Annotated in this window: 21 protein-coding genes and 2 pseudogenes; 1 reads left to right on the forward strand and 22 read right to left on the reverse strand. The window is 69.7% G+C overall.

Annotation, left to right across the window (positions count from 1 at the left end):
• Window positions 1-199 (forward strand): annotated as a pseudogene (locus PV363_RS03480) (cob(I)yrinic acid a c-diamide adenosyltransferase); the annotation flags it as partial.
• Between the two features lie 74 nt (window positions 200-273).
• Here PV363_RS03480 and PV363_RS03485 read toward each other — a convergent pair.
• The 22 genes and pseudogenes from PV363_RS03485 to PV363_RS03590 form a co-directional block, all read right to left on the reverse strand.
• Window positions 274-738, reverse strand: coding sequence for a DUF2550 domain-containing protein (locus tag PV363_RS03485; protein WP_220344067.1), 465 nt, complete (start codon window positions 736-738; stop codon window positions 274-276).
• Between the two features lie 47 nt (window positions 739-785).
• On the reverse strand, window positions 786-1,178 hold the full coding sequence (locus PV363_RS03490) for a F0F1 ATP synthase subunit epsilon (RefSeq protein WP_220344066.1): 393 nt from the start codon (window positions 1,176-1,178) through the stop codon (window positions 786-788).
• Window positions 1,179-1,209: 31 nt separating this feature from the next.
• Entirely contained in the window at window positions 1,210-2,649 is a 1,440-nt protein-coding gene (atpD, locus tag PV363_RS03495; RefSeq protein WP_220344065.1) for a F0F1 ATP synthase subunit beta, read from the reverse strand.
• A gap of 4 nt (window positions 2,650-2,653) precedes the next feature.
• On the reverse strand, window positions 2,654-3,586 hold the full coding sequence (locus tag PV363_RS03500) for a F0F1 ATP synthase subunit gamma (protein WP_220344064.1): 933 nt from the start codon (window positions 3,584-3,586) through the stop codon (window positions 2,654-2,656).
• Window positions 3,587-3,592: 6 nt separating this feature from the next.
• On the reverse strand, window positions 3,593-5,230 hold the full coding sequence (gene atpA / locus PV363_RS03505) for a F0F1 ATP synthase subunit alpha (protein WP_220344063.1): 1,638 nt from the start codon (window positions 5,228-5,230) through the stop codon (window positions 3,593-3,595).
• A gap of 66 nt (window positions 5,231-5,296) precedes the next feature.
• A complete protein-coding gene (locus tag PV363_RS03510; RefSeq protein ID WP_301021692.1) occupies window positions 5,297-6,106 on the reverse strand; it encodes a F0F1 ATP synthase subunit delta in 810 nt (269 codons plus the stop codon).
• Window positions 6,106-6,648: a F0F1 ATP synthase subunit B gene (locus PV363_RS03515; protein WP_220344061.1), complete on the reverse strand. Its 543-nt coding sequence runs from the start codon at window positions 6,646-6,648 to the stop codon at window positions 6,106-6,108. Before PV363_RS03515 ends, PV363_RS03510 begins: the two co-directional genes overlap by 1 nt.
• 48 nt (window positions 6,649-6,696) lie before the next feature.
• Complete coding sequence (gene atpE / locus PV363_RS03520; protein WP_366525442.1) at window positions 6,697-6,900, reverse strand: ATP synthase F0 subunit C; 204 nt, start codon at window positions 6,898-6,900, stop codon at window positions 6,697-6,699.
• A gap of 100 nt (window positions 6,901-7,000) precedes the next feature.
• Window positions 7,001-7,783 carry a F0F1 ATP synthase subunit A gene (atpB, locus tag PV363_RS03525; RefSeq protein ID WP_301021693.1) on the reverse strand — a complete coding sequence of 261 codons (783 nt, stop codon included), beginning with the start codon at window positions 7,781-7,783 and terminating at the stop codon, window positions 7,001-7,003.
• 88 nt (window positions 7,784-7,871) lie between these two features.
• A complete protein-coding gene (locus PV363_RS03530; protein WP_220344060.1) occupies window positions 7,872-8,078 on the reverse strand; it encodes an AtpZ/AtpI family protein in 207 nt (68 codons plus the stop codon).
• Between the two features lie 27 nt (window positions 8,079-8,105).
• Entirely contained in the window at window positions 8,106-8,540 is a 435-nt protein-coding gene (locus tag PV363_RS03535) for a hypothetical protein (protein ID WP_220346499.1), read from the reverse strand.
• Between the two features lie 89 nt (window positions 8,541-8,629).
• Window positions 8,630-9,751, reverse strand: a complete 1,122-nt coding sequence (locus tag PV363_RS03540; protein WP_220344058.1) for an MraY family glycosyltransferase — start codon at window positions 9,749-9,751, stop codon at window positions 8,630-8,632.
• A gap of 121 nt (window positions 9,752-9,872) precedes the next feature.
• Window positions 9,873-10,394, reverse strand: a pseudogene (locus PV363_RS03545) (L-threonylcarbamoyladenylate synthase); the annotation flags it as partial.
• Window positions 10,395-10,469: 75 nt separating this feature from the next.
• A complete protein-coding gene (prmC, locus tag PV363_RS03550) occupies window positions 10,470-11,321 on the reverse strand; it encodes a peptide chain release factor N(5)-glutamine methyltransferase (RefSeq protein ID WP_220344056.1) in 852 nt (283 codons plus the stop codon).
• The gene (prfA, locus tag PV363_RS03555) at window positions 11,318-12,406 is read right to left on the reverse strand and encodes a peptide chain release factor 1 (RefSeq protein ID WP_220344055.1); all 1,089 of its coding nucleotides are present in this window, start codon (window positions 12,404-12,406) and stop codon (window positions 11,318-11,320) included. The genes prmC and prfA overlap by 4 nt, the downstream gene beginning before the upstream one ends.
• 85 nt (window positions 12,407-12,491) lie before the next feature.
• The gene (rpmE, locus tag PV363_RS03560; RefSeq protein WP_220344054.1) at window positions 12,492-12,698 is read right to left on the reverse strand and encodes a 50S ribosomal protein L31; all 207 of its coding nucleotides are present in this window, start codon (window positions 12,696-12,698) and stop codon (window positions 12,492-12,494) included.
• A 117-nt stretch (window positions 12,699-12,815) separates the two neighbouring features.
• Window positions 12,816-12,998 (reverse strand): hypothetical protein, encoded by a 183-nt coding sequence (locus PV363_RS03565; protein WP_220344053.1) that lies wholly within the window; start codon window positions 12,996-12,998, stop codon window positions 12,816-12,818.
• Window positions 12,995-13,474 carry a glutathione peroxidase gene (locus PV363_RS03570; protein WP_220344052.1) on the reverse strand — a complete coding sequence of 160 codons (480 nt, stop codon included), beginning with the start codon at window positions 13,472-13,474 and terminating at the stop codon, window positions 12,995-12,997. The genes PV363_RS03565 and PV363_RS03570 overlap by 4 nt, the downstream gene beginning before the upstream one ends.
• Window positions 13,474-15,297, reverse strand: coding sequence for a transcription termination factor Rho (gene rho, locus PV363_RS03575; RefSeq protein ID WP_301021698.1), 1,824 nt, complete (start codon window positions 15,295-15,297; stop codon window positions 13,474-13,476). The genes PV363_RS03570 and rho overlap by 1 nt, the downstream gene beginning before the upstream one ends.
• Before the next feature lie 395 nt (window positions 15,298-15,692).
• On the reverse strand, window positions 15,693-16,619 hold the full coding sequence (gene thrB, locus PV363_RS03580; RefSeq protein ID WP_301021694.1) for a homoserine kinase: 927 nt from the start codon (window positions 16,617-16,619) through the stop codon (window positions 15,693-15,695).
• Window positions 16,616-17,695, reverse strand: a complete 1,080-nt coding sequence (gene thrC, locus PV363_RS03585; protein ID WP_301021695.1) for a threonine synthase — start codon at window positions 17,693-17,695, stop codon at window positions 16,616-16,618. The genes thrB and thrC overlap by 4 nt, the downstream gene beginning before the upstream one ends.
• Window positions 17,692-19,005, reverse strand: coding sequence for a homoserine dehydrogenase (locus tag PV363_RS03590; RefSeq protein ID WP_301021696.1), 1,314 nt, complete (start codon window positions 19,003-19,005; stop codon window positions 17,692-17,694). Before PV363_RS03590 ends, thrC begins: the two co-directional genes overlap by 4 nt.

Raw genomic sequence — 19,005 nt, forward strand, 5'->3', positions numbered from 1 at the left:
GTCGGTCCTCCATATCGCCCGTACGGTGTGCCGCCGCTCCGAGCGCAGTGCCTGGGCAGCGATCGGGGAGCACGGCGAGACGATGAACGTCCTTACCGCGAAGTACCTCAACCGGCTGTCGGACCTGTTGTTCATCCTCGCCCGCTACGCCAACCGCGAGGCCGGCGACGTGCTCTGGGTGCCCGGCGGCGAGCGCTGACCGACCCGCGGACGCCAGAGAGTGACCCGCGGACGCCAGAGAGTGACCCGCGAGCGGCAGGAAGTGACCCGCGGTCAGATGACGTTGTTGACCTCGCGCCCGGGGGGCGAGGACTCGAGCCACGCGAGCAGCCCGGTCAGGGCCTGCGGGCTCAGTGCGAGCTGGATCGGGACGCCCCCGTCGAGCATGCACTCGACGATCGTGTTGCCGGCGTGCAGCGCGTAGGTCTCCGAGCCCACCGGCCGGCGGCGGCGCTCGACCTCCACGTGCCCGCGCTCGAAGCGCAGGACCGGGCGTGGTGAGAACGAGAACGTCCGGAACCATTCGAGATAGCTGTCGTTGTAGCGGCCGATCCCGAGGGTCCAGCCACGCGGGTCGCCCTCGTCACGAGTCGACTCCGGACGACGGTTGACGCTCAGGTCGAAGGTGCTGCCACCGCGGGCCAGCACCCGACGCCGTCCGGCGAGCGCCAGCACGGCCAGGACCGCCAGGCCCAGAAGCACGCCGAGGGAGTCGAGCACCCACAACCAGACCGGCATGTGTGCCCTCCTCCCTCGGCGACTACGTCAGGATTCTTCGGACGACCTCAGGACGCCATCTCGACCGCACGGATGCGGGCTTCGAGACGACGGACTTCTTCAGCGGCCTCGTCGTCGTCCACGCCTGCGGACTTGATCCGGGAGAGGTCGTTCTTGGCCCGCTCGAGGTCGATGTCGTGCGACATCACCGCGCTCTCGGCCAGGATCGACACCCGGTCCATGGCGACCGAGAGGAAGCCGGCGTCGACGGCCGCGACCCAGGTCTCCTTGTCCTCGGTGTCGATCTCGACGACGCCGTCGGCCAGCAACGACATCACCGGGGCATGCCCGGGGAGGATGCCGATGTCACCGTCGAGCGTGCGTGCGAGCAGCGACGTCGCCTCGCCCGACCACAGCAGCCGGTCGGCGCTGACGAGCTCGACGTGCAGTGTGCCTGCCATCAGAGGACTCCTTCTCTACGAACGTGCCGGGTCAGGAGCTCTTCTGGATCTCGGCCCACTTCTTCTCGACGTCTTCGAGACCGCCGCACATGAAGAAGGCCTGCTCGGCCACGTGGTCGTACTCGCCGTCCGCGATGCGCTTGAACGCGTCCACGCTCTCGTCGAGCGGGACGGTCGAGCCCTCGATGCCGGTGAACTGCTTCGCCACGTAGGTGTTCTGCGAGAGGAAGCGCTGGATGCGACGGGCGCGCGACACGACCGTCTTGTCCTCCTCCGACAGCTCGTCGACACCGAGGATCGCGATGATGTCCTGGAGCTCCTTGTTGCGCTGCAGGATCTGCTTGACCCGGGTCGCGACCTGGTAGTGCTCGGCCGAGATGTAGCGCGGGTCGAGGATGCGCGACGTCGACGTCAGTGGATCGACGGCCGGGTAGATGCCCTGCGAGGCGATCTCACGGCTCAGCTCGGTCGTGGCGTCGAGGTGCGCGAACGTCGTTGCCGGCGCCGGGTCGGTGTAGTCGTCGGCCGGCACGTAGATCGCCTGCATCGAGGTGATCGAGTGACCACGCGTCGAGGTGATGCGCTCCTGGAGGACGCCCATCTCGTCGGCCAGCGTCGGCTGGTAGCCCACGGCGGACGGCATGCGACCGAGCAGGGTCGAAACCTCCGAGCCCGCCTGGGTGAACCGGAAGATGTTGTCGATGAAGAGGAGCACGTCCTGCTTCTGGACGTCGCGGAAGTACTCCGCCATCGTCAGCGCCGACAGGGCGACGCGCAGACGCGCGCCCGGCGGCTCGTCCATCTGGCCGAAGACCAGCGCGGTCTGGCCGAGAACGCCCGACTCGTCCATCTCGGCGATGAGGTCGTTGCCCTCACGCGTGCGCTCACCGACACCGGCGAACACCGAGACACCACCGTGGTCACGGGCGACACGGGCGATCATCTCCTGGATGAGGACCGTCTTGCCGACGCCTGCACCACCGAAGAGGCCGATCTTGCCGCCGAGCACGTACGGCGTCAGCAGGTCGATGACCTTGATGCCCGTCTGGAACATCTCCGTCTTGGGCTCGAGCGAGTCGAACGACGGCGCCTTGCGGTGGATGCCCCACCGCTCCTTGATGTCGAGCACCTCGCCCTCGCTGAGGTTGAGGCACTCGCCGATCGTGTTGAACACGTGGCCGAGGGTCACGTCGCCGACGGGGACCGAGATCGGCTCGCCGGTGTCGCGCACCTCCGCACCACGGGTCAGTCCGTCGGTCGGCTGCATGGAGATCGCACGCACCATGCCGTCACCGATGTGCTGGGCGACCTCGAGGGTGAGCGGGCGACCCTCGGCGTCGAGCGCGGTGTGGACGTGCAGCGCGTTGTACATCTCGGGCATCTGGTCGGTGGGGAACTCGACGTCGATGACCGGGCCGATGACGCGGGCGATACGGCCCGTCGTCGTGGTCTCGTTGACAGTGGCAGTCATGGTTTCACTCACTCCCGGCGGTCGCGTCGGCGAGGGCATTCGCACCACCGACGATCTCACTGATTTCCTGGGTAATCCCGGCCTGACGGGCCTGGTTGGCTGTACGGGTGTACTTCTGGATCAGGTCTTCGGCGTTGTCGGTCGCGTTCTTCATCGCCTGCTGGCGTGCCGCGAGCTCCGACGCCGCTGCCTGGAGGAAGCAGAAGTAGAGCCGGTGGTTGACGTACTTGGGCAAGAGCCCGTCGAGGACCTCCGAGGCCGACGGCTCGAACTCGTAGAGCGGGTAGACCTCGCCCTCTGCGGGCGGCTCCTCCCCCTCGACGACCTCCAGCGGCAGCAGCCGGATGACCTCGGGGGTCTGGCTGATCATCGAACGGAAACGGGTGAAGACCACGTGCAGCTCGTCGACCTCGCGCTCCGGGTCACCCGTCTCGGGGTCCTCCGGGTCGATGAGGAACGCCGAGGTGAGCACGTCTCCGACCTCGCGCGCGTCAGCGTACGAGGGGTGGTCGGAGAACCCGGTCCACGACTGCACGACCGGGCGCTGCCGGAAGCGGAAGTAGGCCTCGGCCTTGCGGCCGGTGACGTACATGTCCACGTCCTTGCCCTCGGCGTGGAGCTTCTCGACGAGACGCTCCGACTCCTTGAGCACGGCCGAGGAGTAGGAACCGGCGAGCCCGCGGTCGCTGGCGATGACCAGGACCGCGGCCCGCTTGGGCTCCGGGTTCTCGGTGAGCAGCTTGTGGTCGACGGCACCGAAGGTCGCGAGGGCGGACACCGCGCGCGTGAGCTCACGGGCGTACGGCGTCGCCGCCGCAGCCTGCTGCTGCGCCTTGACGATGCGCGACGCCGCGATGAGCTCCATGGCGCGCGTGATCTTCTTCATCGACTGCGTCGACTTGATCTTCGCGCGGTACTCGCGCAGTGAGGTGGCCATGAGAGGTCAGCCTCGCTTCTGCGTGACGATCTGCTCCTGCGCGACGTCCTCGTCGGCGAGAGCCTCGTGCTCTTCCTTGCCCGGCTTGATCGAGCCCCCGGTGCTGGTCTCGAACTGGTCGGCGAACGTGTCGTACGCCGAGTCGAGCGAGCCCGCGGTGTCGTCGTCGAACTTGCCCGACTCACGGATCGTGTCCAGGATGCCCGGCTCGCTGCGACGCAGGTAGTCGAGGAACTCGGACTCGAAGCGCTGGACGTCCTCGACCGGGACGCGGTCGAGCTTGCCGGTCGTGCCCGCCCACAGCGAGACGACCTGGTCCTCGGCCGGGAACGGCTCGTACTGGCCCTGCCGGAACAGCGCCATCAGCCGCTCGCCGCGCGCCAGCTGCTGCTTCGAGGCGGCGTCGAGGTCGGAGGCGAACATCGCGAACGCCTCCATCGCGCGGTACTGCGCGAGCTCGACCTTGATCGAGCCGGTGACGGCCTTCATCGACTTCAGCATCGCCGCGCTGCCGACCCGCGACACCGAGATGCCGACGTCGACGGCGGGACGCTGGTTGGAGTTGAAGAGGTCCGACTGCAGGAAGATCTGGCCGTCGGTGATCGAGATGACGTTGGTCGGGATGTAGGCCGACACGTCGTTGGCCTTCGTCTCGACGATCGGCAGGCCGGTCATCGACCCCGCACCGAGCTCGTCCGAGAGCTTCGCGCAGCGCTCGAGCAGCCGGCTGTGGAGGTAGAAGACGTCACCCGGGTATGCCTCGCGGCCCGGCGGGCGGCGGAGCAGCAGCGACACGGCGCGGTAGGCCTCGGCCTGCTTGGAGAGGTCGTCGAAGATGATGAGGACGTGCTTGCCCTCGTACATCCACTGCTGGCCGATGGCCGAGCCGGTGTAGGGGGCGAGGTACTTGAAGCCGGCCGAGTCCGACGCGGGAGCCGCGACGATCGACGTGTACTCCAGGGCGCCGGCCTCCTCGAGCGCGGAGCGCACCGAGGCGATCGTCGAGCCCTTCTGGCCGATGGCGACGTAGATGCAGCGGACCTGCTTGGTCGGGTCGCCGGTCTCCCAGAACTGCTTCTGGTTGATGATCGTGTCGATCGCGATCGCGGTCTTGCCGGTCTGGCGGTCGCCGATGATCAGCTGACGCTGGCCGCGGCCGATCGGGGTCATCGAGTCGATGGCCTTGATGCCGGTCATCAGCGGCTCGTGGACGCTCTTGCGCTCGACCACCGACGGTGCCTGGAGCTCGAGGGCACGACGTGCGGAGGTCTCCACCTCGCCGAGGCCGTCGATCGGGTTGCCGAGCGGGTCGACGACGCGCCCGAGGTAGCCGTCACCGACCGGGACGGAGAGGACCTGACCGGTCCGCTTGACCTTCTGCCCCTCCTCGATGCCGGAGAACTCGCCGAGGATGACGACACCGATCTGGCGCACGTCGAGGTTCAGGGCGAGGCCGAGCGTGCCGTCCTCGAACTCGAGCAGCTCGTTGGCCATCGTCGACGGCAGGCCCTCGACACGGGCGATGCCGTCCATCGCCTCAGCGACGGTGCCGATCTCCTCGGTCGTCGCCTGCGGCTTGTAGTCGCTGACGAACTGCTGGAGCGCGTCGCGAATGTCGTCGGGACGGATCGTGAGCTCCGCCATGTCAGTGCCTGCCTTCTTCTCGATCGTGCTGGGGAAGTTCTCGGGAGGGGTGTGTGGGGGCCATCGTCAGCCGACGAGAGCCCGTCGCGCGTCGGCGAGCCGCGTCTGGATCGTGGAGTCGATCCGCTCACCCGCGATCTCGACGGACAGGCCGCCGATCACCGACGGGTCCACGGTGACGTCCACGTGTACGTCTCGACCGTACTTGCGGGCCAAGGCTCCAGCCAAACGCTGCTTCTCGTCGGCGTCCAGCGCGTACGCGGTGACGACACGGGCCTGGAGCCGACCCTCGCGGGAGATGGCGTCCTCGGCGAAGGCGACCAGGGTCTCCTCGTAGCCGTGCTTGCGCATCGCCACGGCCTGGCGGGCCAGGGCCAGCGACACGTCGTCGACCTGCCCGTCGAGCAGGCGCGAGACGATGTCGCGACGGCCCTCGACCGAGGCCGCCCGGTCGTTGAGCGTCCGACGCAGCTGCGGGTCGTCGATGACCACCCGCGAGAACGCGAACAGGGTGTCCGCGACCGTGTCGAGCGTGCCCCGCTGGTCGGCCGTGGACAGCACCGCCTGGACACCTGCCAGCTCGAGGGCGTCGGCGAGGTCGCGGGCGCGGCTCCACCGACCGCGCACGGCGGCGACGGCCACGTCCAGCGCCCCCGTACCGATCTTGTCGGCGAACAGCGTCCGGACCAGGCCGGCCTTGGCGTCCGACTCCGTCGCCGGGTCCGACCCCCCCCGGCGCCGGCCGGGGTTGGTGTCGAGCGCGGCGACGACCGCGAACACCTCGGCACCGACAGTGACGCCCTGGGCGCCGTCGGCGGTCGACCCGCCCACGGTCTCGAGGACCTGGGCGAGCGAGGTTGCCGAGACGCCGCGCATCAGTTCGCCGATCCGTTCGACGAGCCGTCGAGGTCGGCGACGAAGCGCTCGACGGTGCGCCGCTGACGCGCCTCGTCCTCGAGGGACTCACCGACGATCCGCGACGCCAGCTCGGTCGAGAGCTGACCGACCTCACGGCGCAGCGACTGCACCGCCTGGGCGCGCTCGGCCTCGATCTGCTGGTGCGCCGAGGTGACGATGCGCTGGGACTCCTCCTGAGCCTGGGTGCGCATCTCGGCGATGATCTGCGCTCCCTGCTCGCGCGCCTCCTCGCGGATGCGGGCGGCCTCGTGGCGTGCCTCGGAGAGCTGGGCGTTGTACTTCTCCAGCGCTGCCTTGGCCTCGTCCTGCGCCTGCGCGGCCTCCTTCATGCCGCCTTCGATGGCGGCCGTGCGCTCGGCGTACGCCTTCTCGAAGTTGGGCACGACGAACTTCTTGATCAGGAAGACCAGGATCAAGAAGACGACGACGCCGAGAATGATCTCGTCGACGTGCGGGACGAGCGGGTTGAGCCCTTCCGCCGCAAGGATGGTGCTACTCATGAGCTGACCTCGTCATCAGGGATGGTCGGTGGAACGCCGTGGCGTCCGTCAGAGGACGAACGCGAGCGCGATGCCGATGATCGCCAGGGCCTCGGCGAGCGCGAAGCCGAGGATCGCGATCGTCTGGAGGCGCGACTGCGCCTCGGGCTGACGGGCGACGCCGTTGATGTACGCGGCGAAGATGAGGCCGATGCCGACGCCCGGGCCAATCGCAGCCAGGCCGTAGCCGATCATGTTGAGGGAGCCGTCCACGGCTGTTCCTTTCGTCGTGACGCTGGTTTGCGTCGCTGTGGTGAACCCATCGGGGGGTTCGCTACGGGTTCGGTATGAAGTTGTCGGTCAGGTGGGTGGATCAGTGCTCGTCGGCGAGCGCGCCGCCGATGTACTGAGCCGTCAGGAGGGTGAAGACGTACGCCTGGAGGAACATCACCAGGGCCTCGAGGAAGCTCACCGCGATGGCCAGGAGCCAGGCGATGACGCCCACCGGGGCGTACAGGATGTTGCCCGACTCGAAGACCAGGTAGCTGCCGCCGAGGGTGAACAGGATGAGCAGCAGGTGGCCGGCGAACATGTTGGCGAAGAGTCGCAGCGCGAGCGTGACCGGCCGCACCAGGATGTTCGACATAAACTCCAGCGGCACGATCAGCAGCAGGATCGGACCGCCGACGCCGCCCGGCACGGCCTGCAGCTTGAAGTAGCCGGCGAACCCGTGCTTGGCGATGCCGACACCGTTGTAGAGGATCCAGGTCAGCGCGGCGAGCGCGTAGGCGTAGCCCGAGTGCGAGAACGTCGGGAACTGCAGCAGCGGGATGAGGCCGTAGTAGTTGTTGACCAGGATGATGAAGAACAGCGCCGTGAGGTACGGGACGAACTTCATGAAGTCGGCGGAGCCGATCGAGTCGCGCGCGATGCTGTTGCGCACGAAGTTGTAGGCGTACTCGCCGGCGAACTGCATCCGGCCCGGCACGACGGCGGCGCGGCGGGAGGCCGCGTAGAAGAGACCGAAGATGAGCACGCCCGACAGGACGTACAGGACCATCGGCTTCGTGACGTCGCCGAAGATCGGCGGCAGCTGGAAGTCAGCGGGGCCGGGCGGGTGGAACTCGGCGAGGACGGTCCGTCCGGGGGTGGTCACTCGATCACCTCATCTAGGGCGCGGGCGCACCGTGTGTCCACGGGCGTTACGGGTACGGCGGGCAGCGCGGCTGGGAACGTCCCGGGGGTCAGGACCTGTCCTGGAGCGCTGCGAACACGGTGTAGATCCCGAGCGCCGCCCCGAGGACGATGCCGATCACCACCATGAACGAGGTCCCCCACCAGAGGTCTAGCAGGTAGCCGAGGGCTCCGTAGACCAAGACTCCACCGCCGATCCGCCCGACAGCGACCCAAGGGTCGCGCGAGAAGGAGGGGGACGGTGAAGAGTCGCTCATTGCCAGGCACAAGGTAGCACGCCGACGTCATCGCTCCTCCCCCAGGTCGTAGAGAGGAGTGCGGCTCGATGTCGCAGCCACGACCTCGAGCCCGGTGACCACAAGGGTGCACACGATGACGGTGACGCCGAGGGCCTGGGCGTCGACGGGGTCACCCAGCAGCCCCGAGCTCGAGAGCGCCAGGGCGGCGGCCAGGAGGACGAGGATCTTGGTGCCGTAGAGCATGAGCGCGACGAGCATCGTCCCGCCGGTCGCGGGCCGGGTCAGCGGGCGCAGCACCGCGAACGTGGCGCCGAAGAAGGACAGGACGACCACAGCACCGATCAGTGCGCCGAGGGCGCCTGGTCCACCCGACACCGCCGCACCCACCGCGACGCATGCGATCCCGGCGGCGAGCGCAGCCCCACCGAGCACGCGGGTCAGGCGTGCGGTGTGGCGATCGGATCGCTGGGTGGTCGTCATGGGGCGGCCGTCCAAACGTGACTGGGTGGTGTTTGTGAAAAATAGCACAAGGGGTCTTTCACGCCAAAATCAGACGCCCCATCAGAGTCTCACGCGCTGCGAGGCCGCCCTGCGCGGGGTAGCCAGAACACCGCCAGCGCTGTGACGACGACCATGACGGCCACCCCCGCCACCGCGCGCCATCCCCCGATCAGGCCGAGTGCCACGGCGCCGAAGGCCACGACCCCCGAGATCATGTACATGACCAGCACCGCCCGGCGGTGCGAGTGGCCGATCTCCAGCAACCGGTGGTGCATGTGCAGCTTGTCGGGCGCGAACGGCGAGCGCCCGGCACGGGTACGGCGTACGACCGCCATCAGCATGTCCACGAACGGGACGAGCAGCACCGCGAAGGGAAGCAGCAGCGGCAGCAGGGCGGGGAAGAGGGACGCCTGGGCGCCGCCGAGGCCTTGGATCGCCTCGGCAGCCGAGAACCTGCCCGACAAGGAGATGGCCGAGCATGCGAGCACGAAGCCGAGGAGCATCGCTCCGGCGTCGCCGATGAACATCCGTGCAGGGTTGAAGTTGTGCGGCAGGATCCCCGCGCAGACGCCGGCGAGAGCGGCGCACAGCATCGCCGCGGCGATCGCGTTCGTCTGCCGGTTCTCGGAGACGAGGACGAAGGCGAAGATGAAGAACGACACCGCTCCGATGCCGGCGACGCCGGCGGCCAGACCGTCGAGCCCGTCGACGAAGTTCACCGCGTTGACGCAGATGACGATCGTCAGGACGGAGAACAAGATCGACTGGAGCGGATCGATCGCCCACGTGGTTCCCGGGAGCGGGAGATAGACGAGCTGCACGCCCATCGACACCGTGATGACCGCGGCGAGGACCTGTCCGGCGAACTTCGTGAGCGCGTCCAGCTCGTACATGTCGTCGATCACGCCGACGACCGTGATGACCGTCGCCCCGACCATCACTGCGCCCGCGTCCGAGAGCACGGCGTCCTCCGAGCGCGACAGGAACGGCATCTGCGACGCCACCAGGTAGGCCGCGAGCAGGCCGAGCAGCATCGCGATCCCGCCGAAGTACGGGATGGGGATGGCGTGCACGTCGCGGTCGCGCACCCGCGCGTAGGCCCCGACCCTCATCGCACTCTCGCGCGCCAGGACGGCCAGGACATAGGTCACCGCGACGGCGACGAGGAAGACGACGAGATACTCGCGCACGGGTCAGCCGACCTCGACCCCGAGCTCGACGATCTGCTCGACCGTGATCGCGCCGGGCGCCCACGACTCTCGGGAGGTCGCCCGTGCAGTCGACGATCGTCGAGGGCACGCCGCTGCCCGCAGGCCCGCCGTCCAGATAGACCGCGACACTCTCGCCGAGCTGCTCCTCGGCCTCCTCGACCGTGGTGGCGGCGGGACGCCCGGTGAGGTTGGCGCTCGACACGGCGAGCGGCCCCGTACGGCGCAGCAGCGCCAGGGCGTTCTCGTCCGCGGGCATGCGGATCGCCACGGTCCCTCGTGTCTCGCCGAGGTCCCACACCAGCGACTCCTGCTGGCGGCAGATCAGGGTCAGCGGCCCGGGCCAGAACGCCTCGGCCAGCGTGTGCACGTACGGCTCCATCCGTGACGCCAGCGCGTCGAGCGTGGTGGTGGAGGCGACGAGGACCGGGGGCGGCATGTGCCGGCCCCGTCCCTTGGCGGCCAGCAGTGCTGCGACCCCCTCGGGCTCGAAGGCGTCCGCGGCGATCCCGTAGACCGTGTCGGTCGGCATCACGACCAGGGCGTTGTCGCGGATCGCCGCCCGGGCAGCCTCCAGCCCGGCGTCACGCTGGTCGTCGTCGAGGCAGGAGAACCGTTCGCTCACAGGGCCATCGTGCCAGCACCGGTCCTGGACCCGCCGTACCCCTGCTGGTTGGGGCGGCAACAGGGCGGGAGGTCCCTACCGACGAGCGCGGCGCGCGGTGACGAACCGCGGCCTCCCGGCCAGGTCGGCGCGATCGCGGACCTCTTCGAAGGCACCGTGCGCGACGAAGACGGCGGGCGCGGAGGCCCCCTGAACGTCGGCGTGCTCGGCGCCGACCCAGCCGCCGTGGCGCAGCAGCCGAGCCGCCGTCGCGGCGACGTCACGCATCGCGTCGAGCCCGTCCTCCCCCGACCACAGCGCCAGGTCGGGATCGTGGTCACGGGCCTCGACGGCGACCGACTCCCACGCCGTGAGAGGGATGTACGGCGGGTTGGCCAGGACGAGGTCGACGGTCCCGTCGAGGTCGGGGAACGCCTCCGCGAGGTCACCGTGGCGAAGGTCGACGCCGAGGCCGGCCAGGTTGTTCTCGGCGTAGGCAAAGGCCGCGTCGCCCAGCTCGACGGCGTGGACGCGGGTGTGCGGCCGCTCGGAGGCGACGGCACCGGCGATCGCACCGGATCCCGTCCCGAGGTCGACGACCACGGGGTGCTCGACCTCGAACGAGTCGAGGACCGACAGGCCCCACTCGACCAGCGACTCGGTCTCGGGGCGGGGCACGAAGACCCCCGGGCCTACGGCCAGGTCGCGGTAGCGGAAGGCGGCCGAGCCCGTCAGGTGCTGCAGCGGCTCTCGGGCCGCACGGCGGACGACCAGCTCCTCGTACGCCGTCGCCTGTGCGTCGTCGATGCCGTCCACGAGCAGCAGACCCGACCGCCCCGTCCCGAGCACGTGGGCGAGGAGCAGCTCGGCGTCGTTGCGCGGCGAGGCGACCCCCGCCTCGGCGAGCCGACGGGCGGCGTCGGCCAGTGCCGTACGGACCTGGGTCACGCCGAGCTCTCGACGGCGGCGAGCCGCGCGGCGAGGTCGGCATCGACGCAGGCCTCCACGACGTCGTCGAGCGCGCCGTCCATCACCTGGTCGAGGTTGTAGGCCTTGAAGCCCACGCGGTGGTCGGAGATGCGGTTCTCGGGGAAGTTGTAGGTCCGGATCCGCTCGGAGCGGTCGACCGTGCGGACCTGTGAACGGCGGGCGTCCGAGGCCTCGGCGTCGGCGGCGTCCTGAGCGGCCTGCAGCAGCCGCGAGCGGAGGATCCGCAGCGCCTGCTCCTTGTTCTGGAGCTGGCTCTTCTCGTTCTGGCAGCTCACCACGATGCCGGTGGGAAGGTGGGTGATCCGGACGGCGGAGTCGGTCGTGTTCACGCTCTGCCCGCCCGGCCCCGACGACCGGAAGACGTCGATCCGGAGGTCGTTCTCGTTGACGTCGACATCGACGGACTCGGCCTCGGGGAGGACGAGCACGCCGGCGGCGGAGGTGTGGACGCGGCCTTGCGACTCTGTCACGGGCACGCGCTGGACCCGGTGGACGCCGCCCTCGAACTTGAGCTTCGCGTACGGCGCCTCCCCCGGCTCGGGCCTTCCCTTGGCCTTCACGCCGACCGTCACCGACTTGTAGCCGCCGAGGTCGGAGGCGTTCTCGTCGATCAGCTCGGTCTTCCAGCCGCGGCTCTCCGCCCAGCGCAGGTACATCCGGAGCAGGTCGCCGGCGAACAGCGCGGACTCCTCGCCACCCTCGCCCGCCTTGATCTCGAGGATCGCGTCCTTGGAGTCAGCGGGGTCACGCGGGACCAGGAGGCGCTGCAGCCGCTCAGCGAGGTCGTGCTCGCGGCTCGCGAGGGACGCCACCTCGGAGGCGAAGTCGGGGTCCTCGTCGGCGAGCTCACGCGCGGCCTGGACGTCGTCCACCGTCTGCTGCCAGTCGTGGTAGGTCCGGACGATGCTCGTGAGCTCGGCATAGCGCTGGCCGAGCCGCTTGGCGCGCGCAGGGTCGGAGTGGACGGCGGGATCGGCCATCTGCGTCTCGAGGTCGGCGTGCTCGCGCACGAGCGACTCCACGGCGTCGAACCGGTTGCTCATCGGTCTCCTCCCTCCCTGCGTAACGGGTCCTGACATGACAACGGCGCCGGCGCACGCGAGGTGCGTGGCCGGCGCCGCGACGGGGTTACTTCTTGCCGTAGCGCTTCTCGAAGCGGGCGACGCGGCCGCCGGTGTCGAGGATGCGCTGCTTGCCCGTGTAGAACGGGTGGCAGGCAGAGCAGGTCTCGACGCGCATGACGCCCTCGGTCGAGGTGCTGCGGGTCGTGAACGTGTTGCCGCAGGTGCAGGAGACCTCGGTCGCGACGTACTTGGGGTGGATGTCGTGCTTCATGTGTCTTCCTCTCGTCAGCCGCTGGGTCGTCCCGCTGGTCGGGCCGTGAACCAGAGCCGTAGGCATTGTGCCACCGTCGCTCGGTGAAACACGAATCGTCGGGGTTGCATTCCCTGGTCAGGCCGCGATCATCGAGCCCGCCAGGAGGATCACCGAGAGCGCCATGAGCCCCACCGCGACGGTGAGGTAGACCGCGGTCTCGGAGATCGGCACACCCTTGTTGGCCTCGGTCAGCGCGAACAGCACCGAGGCCCCGGCGAGTGCGTTGAGCAGCACCACCGTGACCACCAGAGGGTTCACCGCAGGAGCTTCTCGATGTCGTCGGCGAGGTCCTCGGGCTTGGTGGTGGGCGCATAGCGGTCCACCACGTTGCCCTCGGGGTCGATGAGGAACTTGGTGAAGTTCCACTTGATCCGGTCACCGAGGACGCCCGACTTCTGGTCGCGCAACCACTGGTAGAGCGGGTGCGCCTCCGGCCCGTTGACGTCGACCTTGGCGAACATGGGGAAGGTCACGTCGTAGGTCAGGGAGCAGAACTCCTTGATCTCGGCCTCGTCGCCCGGCTCCTGGTTGCGGAACTGGTCGCACGGGAAGCCGAGCACCACGAGGCCCTCGTCCTGGTACTCCCGGTACAGCTTCTCAAGCCCCTCGTACTGCGGGGTGAAGCCGCACTTGCTCGCCGTGTTGACGACGAGGACCGCCTTACCCCGGAACTCGTCGAGATCCCGCTCCGTGCCGTCGATGTCGACGGCGCGGAAGTCGTAGACGCTGCTCATCAGTCGTCGTCCCCATTGCCCCGGCGTCCGGTGGCGGGGGTGCTCTGGTTGATCTGCATGAGGAACTCGACGTTGCTCTTGGTCGTCTTGAGCTTCTCGATCATGAGCTCCAGGGCCTGCTGACCGTCCAGGCCCGACAGCACGCGACGCAGCTTCCAGATGATGGACAGCTCCTCGCGGCTCATCAGGAGCTCCTCGCGCCGGGTGCCGGAGGACTCCACGTCGATCGCCGGGAAGATCCGCTTGTCGGCGAACTCGCGGCGGAGACGCAGCTCCATGTTGCCGGTGCCCTTGAACTCCTCGAAGATCACCTCGTCCATCCGCGAGCCGGTCTCGACCAGCGCGGTGGCGAGGATGGTCAGCGACCCGCCGTCCTCGATGTTGCGAGCGGCGCCGAAGAACCGCTTCGGCGGGTAGAGCGCCGACGAGTCGACGCCACCGGAGAGGATGCGCCCGCTCGCCGGGGCGGCAAGGTTGTAGGCACGTCCGAGGCGCGTGATGCCGTCGAGCAGGACGACCACGTCGTGCCCGAGCTCGACGAGACGCTTGGCGCGCTCGATCGCCAGCTCGGCGACCGTCGTGTGGTCGGTGGCCGGCCGGTCGAAGGTCGACGCGATGACCTCGCCCTTGACGGTGCGCTGGAAGTCGGTGACCTCCTCCGGGCGCTCGTCGACGAGGACGACCATCAGGTGGCACTCGGGGTTGTTGGTCGTGATCGCGTTGGCGATCTGCTGCATCACCATCGTCTTGCCGGCCTTGGGGGGCGACACGATCAGTCCGCGCTGGCCCTTGCCGATGGGCGACACGATGTCGATGATGCGGCCCGCGAGCTGAGTCGGCTCGGTCTCCAGGCGGAGACGCTCCGAGGCGTAGAGCGGGGTGAGCTTGGAGAACTCGACCCGCTGCTTGGCCTCCTCGATCGTCATGCCGTTGACCGACTCGATCTTGACCAGGGGGTTGAACTTCTCCTTGCGCTCGCCCTCACGGGGCTGGCGCACCTGACCCACGATCGCGTCGCCCTTGCGCAGGCCCCACTTGCGGACCATCGACAGCGAGACGTAGACGTCGTTCTCGCCGGGCAGGTAGCCGCTGGTGCGCACGAACGCGTAGTTGTCGAGCACGTCGAGGATGCCGGCAGCGGGGATGAGGACATCGTCGTCGCCCACCATTGGCTCGGACTCGCGCCCGGTCCGCTCACTGCGGTCACCCCGGTCGCCCCGGTCGCCCCGGTCGCTGCGGTCGCCCCGGTCGCTGCGGTCGCGATCACGGTTGCGGTTGCGGTTGCGGTTTCGGTTTCGGCGGCGTCCGCCGCCCTCGCCGTCGCGGTCGTTGCCGCGGTCGGCGTCACCGCGGTCGCGGCTCTCGGTCTTGTCGGCGCGCTGGGCGTCGGCAGCATTCTGGTCGCCGCTGCGGTCGTCGCGGGACTTCTCCGCGCGCTCTGCCCGAGGCTTCTCCTCGCGGGGCTTGTCGCCGCCGCGGTCGCCCCGGTTCTCGCGGGCCTTGTCGCCGCCGCGGTCGCCCCGGTCCTCGCGGGGCTTGTCGCCGCCGCGGTCCTCGCGGGCCTTGTCGCCGCGGGCGTCCCGCTTGTCGCCGCGGGCCTGCTGGCCACGATCCTCACGCGTCTCCGCGCGAGGGGCACTCTCGGTCGTCGCGGCGGCCGCCTCGGGCGTGGTCGCCTCGGGAGCGCTCGTACGCGCCGGCGCCGCGGTGGTCGAGCCGCCCTGTGCAGACTGGATGGCTTCGATCAGCGCGCCCTTGCGCATCTTGCCGACCCCCTTGATGCCGAGGCCGGAGGCGATCTGCTGCAGCTCCGGGAGAACCATGGCGTTGAGGCCGGTCCCCCGTCGACGGGAGGTCTTCGCCACGGGCTCGGCTGCGGGCTCGCCGGCGCCACCGAGCAGGGTGGGTGTTTCGGTCACGTGAGGTCCTTCCCACGTCAGGCGGCACTCGGGCGCCGCTCGTTGTGAGCGGTCCGTACGAGGTAGCGGACCGCCAGGCCCGACCCCGTGAACCGGAGGCGGACAAGCATGTGCGGTTCCCACGCGGTCCTGGAACTTCTGAACATCGACGGACGTCAGGAGGATGCGGGGAGAGATGGGGTCGAGGAGGTGCGAGCGAGTCGTACCCTCTCGGATCACCCGATGCGACTGTAACACCCCCCACAGTCCACATGTTCCCCTGGTGAACAGATGGTGAGACAGCGCCCTCCGAGGATCGGTCAGGCCCGGCAGGCGCCGCGGGCGGCGATCTCGAGCGGGAGCGCCGCCCAACCCTCGGGCGCGCGTCCGACCAGCGGCGCCGCCTCGTAGATGTCGGTCGCGAAGGCCAGCACGGTCGGGCCGGCGCCGGAGATGATCGCCGGGACGCCGTCAGCCCTCAGCTCCTGCACGAGCGCGTACGACGCGGGCATCGCCGGCGCCCGATACGCCTGGTGCAGCGCATCCTCGGTCGCGTCGAGCAGCAGCTCGGGCCGCCCGTCGAACGCGGCCACGAGCAGCGCCGCGCGACCGGCGTTGCGGGCGGCGTCGGCGTGCGGGACCTGGTCGGGCAGCAGCCCGCGGGCAACCTCGGTGCTCACCCCGTCCGGGGGCACGAAGGCCACCACGGAGGCCTGCACGTCGAGGCGTACGGCACGTGTCCGGGCACCGTCGTCCCAGGCGATGGTGAGGCCGCCGAGGAGTGCGGCAGCGACGTTGTCCGGGTGACCCTCGATCCGGGTCGCCAGCTGGAGAGCGCTGGCGTCGTCCACCGTCACCGCGCCGGGCGGCGCGATCGTCCCGGGAGCGGTCGCGGTCAACAGCGCCCGCGCCGCGGAGATCCCGCCGACGATCGCCGCGGAGCTCGACCCGAGCCCACGCGCGTGCGGGATGCGGTTGAGGCAGCGCACCCGCAGACCCGGCTGGTCGAGGCCGGCCTCGTCGAAGACGGCGCGCAGGGCGCGGACCACGAGGTGCGACTCGTCACGAGGCACGTCGTCGGCACCCACGCCCTCGACCGTCACATCGAGCCCTGACCCGCTAACGACCTCGGCCGTGACCTCGTCGTAGAGGCCGAGTCCGAGGCCGAGGGTGTCGTAGCCGGGGCCGAGGTTCGCCGACGAGGCCGGGGTCACCACCGTCACCGGCCCCGAGACGAAGGGGCTCATGCCAGACCGGCGAGCTCGGCCGCCTTGCGGACATCGGCGTCCACGACGTTCTCGGCGATGTCACCGAGATGGGTCAAGGGCGTGTCGATGTCCTTGAGGCCGTTGCCGGTGACGACGACCGCCACCGTGGCGCCGGTCGGCACCTCACCCGCAGCCGTGGCCTTGAGCAGCCCGGCCACGCCGGCGGCCGACGCCGGCTCGACGAATACGCCGTCGTGCCGGGCCAGCTCGCGCTGCGCGTCGAGGATCTCGCGGTCCGACACCGAGGCGATGCGTCCGCCGGACTCGTCCCGCGCCGCAATGGCGGAGTCCCAGGAGGCGGGGTTGCCGATGCGGATGGCGGTGGCAATGGTGTCAGGGTCCGTCACGGGGTGTCCCTGGACCAGGGGCGAAGCGCCCTCGGCCTGGAAGCCCCACATCTGCGGACGACGCGTCGCCACGCCGTCGGCGGCGTACTCGCTGTAGCCCAGCCAGTACGCCGAGATGTTGCCGGCGTTGCCGACCGGCATGACGTGCAGGTCCGGCGCGTCGCCGAGGGCGTCGACCACCTCGAAGGCGCCTGTCTTCTGGCCCTGGATCCGCACCGGGTTGACGGAGTTGACGAGCGCGACGGGATAGCTGTCGGCGAGCCCGCGGGCGATGTCGAGGCAGTCGTCGAAGTTGCCGCGCACCTGCACGACCAGGGAGTCGAACATCAGGGCCTGAGCCATCTTGCCCGCGGCGATCTTGCCCTGTGGGACGAGGACGATGGGGCGCAGGCCGGCGCGGGCGGCGTAGGCAGCCATCGACGCCGACGTGTTGCCGGTCGACGCGCACACGACCGCCTCGGCCCCCTCGGCCGCTGCCACCGTGATCGCGGCCGTCATGCCACGGTCCTTGAACGAGCCCGTGGGGTTGCTCCCCTCGACCTTCAGGTGGACGTCGCAGCCCGTGATCTCAGAGAGCCAGCCCGAGTGGACCAGGGGCGTGCCACCCTCCCCCAGCGTCACCGCCGGCGTGTCCCCGACGACGGGGAGACGGTCGCGGTACTCGTCGATCACGCCGCGCCACAGGCGGGTACCGTGCTGCTCGGTCACAGTCCTTCTCCTTCGACCCGCATCACCGACGACACGTCACGGACCATCGGCAGGTCGCGGAGCAGTCGTACCGTGCGCGAGAGCGCGGCGTCGGTCGCGGTGTGGGTGATGACGACGAGCTGGGCGTCGTCGCCGTGGCCTTCCTGCTGGACGGCCGAGATCGAGACCTCGTTCTCCGCGAACGCCAGGGCGACCGAGGCGAGCACGCCTGCCTTGTCGTCGACGTCGAGGGCGATGTGATAGCGGGTCAGGGCGTCGCCGATGCCGAGGACGCGGCGACGGGCGTGGGTCCGCTCGGGCGGGCCGGTCACCCCGAGCAGCCGGTTGCGGGCCACGGCCACGACGTCGCCGAGGACGGCGCTCGCCGTCGGGGACCCCCCTGCGCCGGGACCGTAGAACATCAGCTGTCCGGCGGACTCGCTCTCCACGAAGACCGCGTTGTAGGCCCCGCGCACGCTGGCGAGAGGGTGGTCCTTGGGGATCATCACGGGGTGGACTCGGGCGGAGACCGCCTGACCGTCCGAGCTCTGGTCGCAGATCGCCAACAGCTTGACGACGCAGCCCATGTCGTCGGCCGAGGCGATCTCTGCCGCGGTGACGCTGCTGATGCCCTCGCGGTGGACGTCGTCGATGGTCACCCGGGTGTGGAACGCGAGGCTCGCCAAGATGGCTGCCTTCGCGGCGGCGTCGAAGCCCTCGACGTCGGCGGTCGGGTCGGCCTCGGCGAACCCGAGACGCTGGGCCTCCGCGAGCGCCTCGTCGAAGCTCTGGCCGGTGCTCGTCATCGCGTCGAGGATGAAGTTGGTGGTCCCGTTGACGATGCCCAGGACACGACGCACGTGATCGCCGGTCAACGACTCGCGCAGCGGCCGGACGATCGGGATCGCTCCAGCGACGGCCGCCTCGTACGACAGGTCGCGACCGGCGGCATCGGCCGTGGCGAAGAGCGTGGTGCTGTCCTCGGCGAGGAGCGCCTTGTTGCCCGTGACCACCGATGCTCCATGCTCGAGCGCCGCCAGCACCAGCGACCGGGCAGGCTCGATGCCCCCGATCAGCTCGATCACCACGTCGACGTCCCCGCGCGTGACCAGCGACATCGCGTCGGTGGTCAGGAGAGCAGGGTCGAAGACGGTCTCGCGGTCGCTGCGCGCGCTGTTGACGGCGACGCCGACCAGCTCGAGGCGGGCACCGACACGCTGGGCCAGCTCGTCGGCGTCACGGGTGAGCAGGCGAGCCACCTCGCTGCCGACGGCGCCGTGCCCGAGCAGCGCCACGCGCAGGGTGCGAGGTTGATCAGGGTGGGAGGTCAC

It is taken from the genome of Mumia sp. (assembly GCF_028803055.1).
Lineage (GTDB): Bacteria > Actinomycetota > Actinomycetes > Propionibacteriales > Nocardioidaceae > Mumia.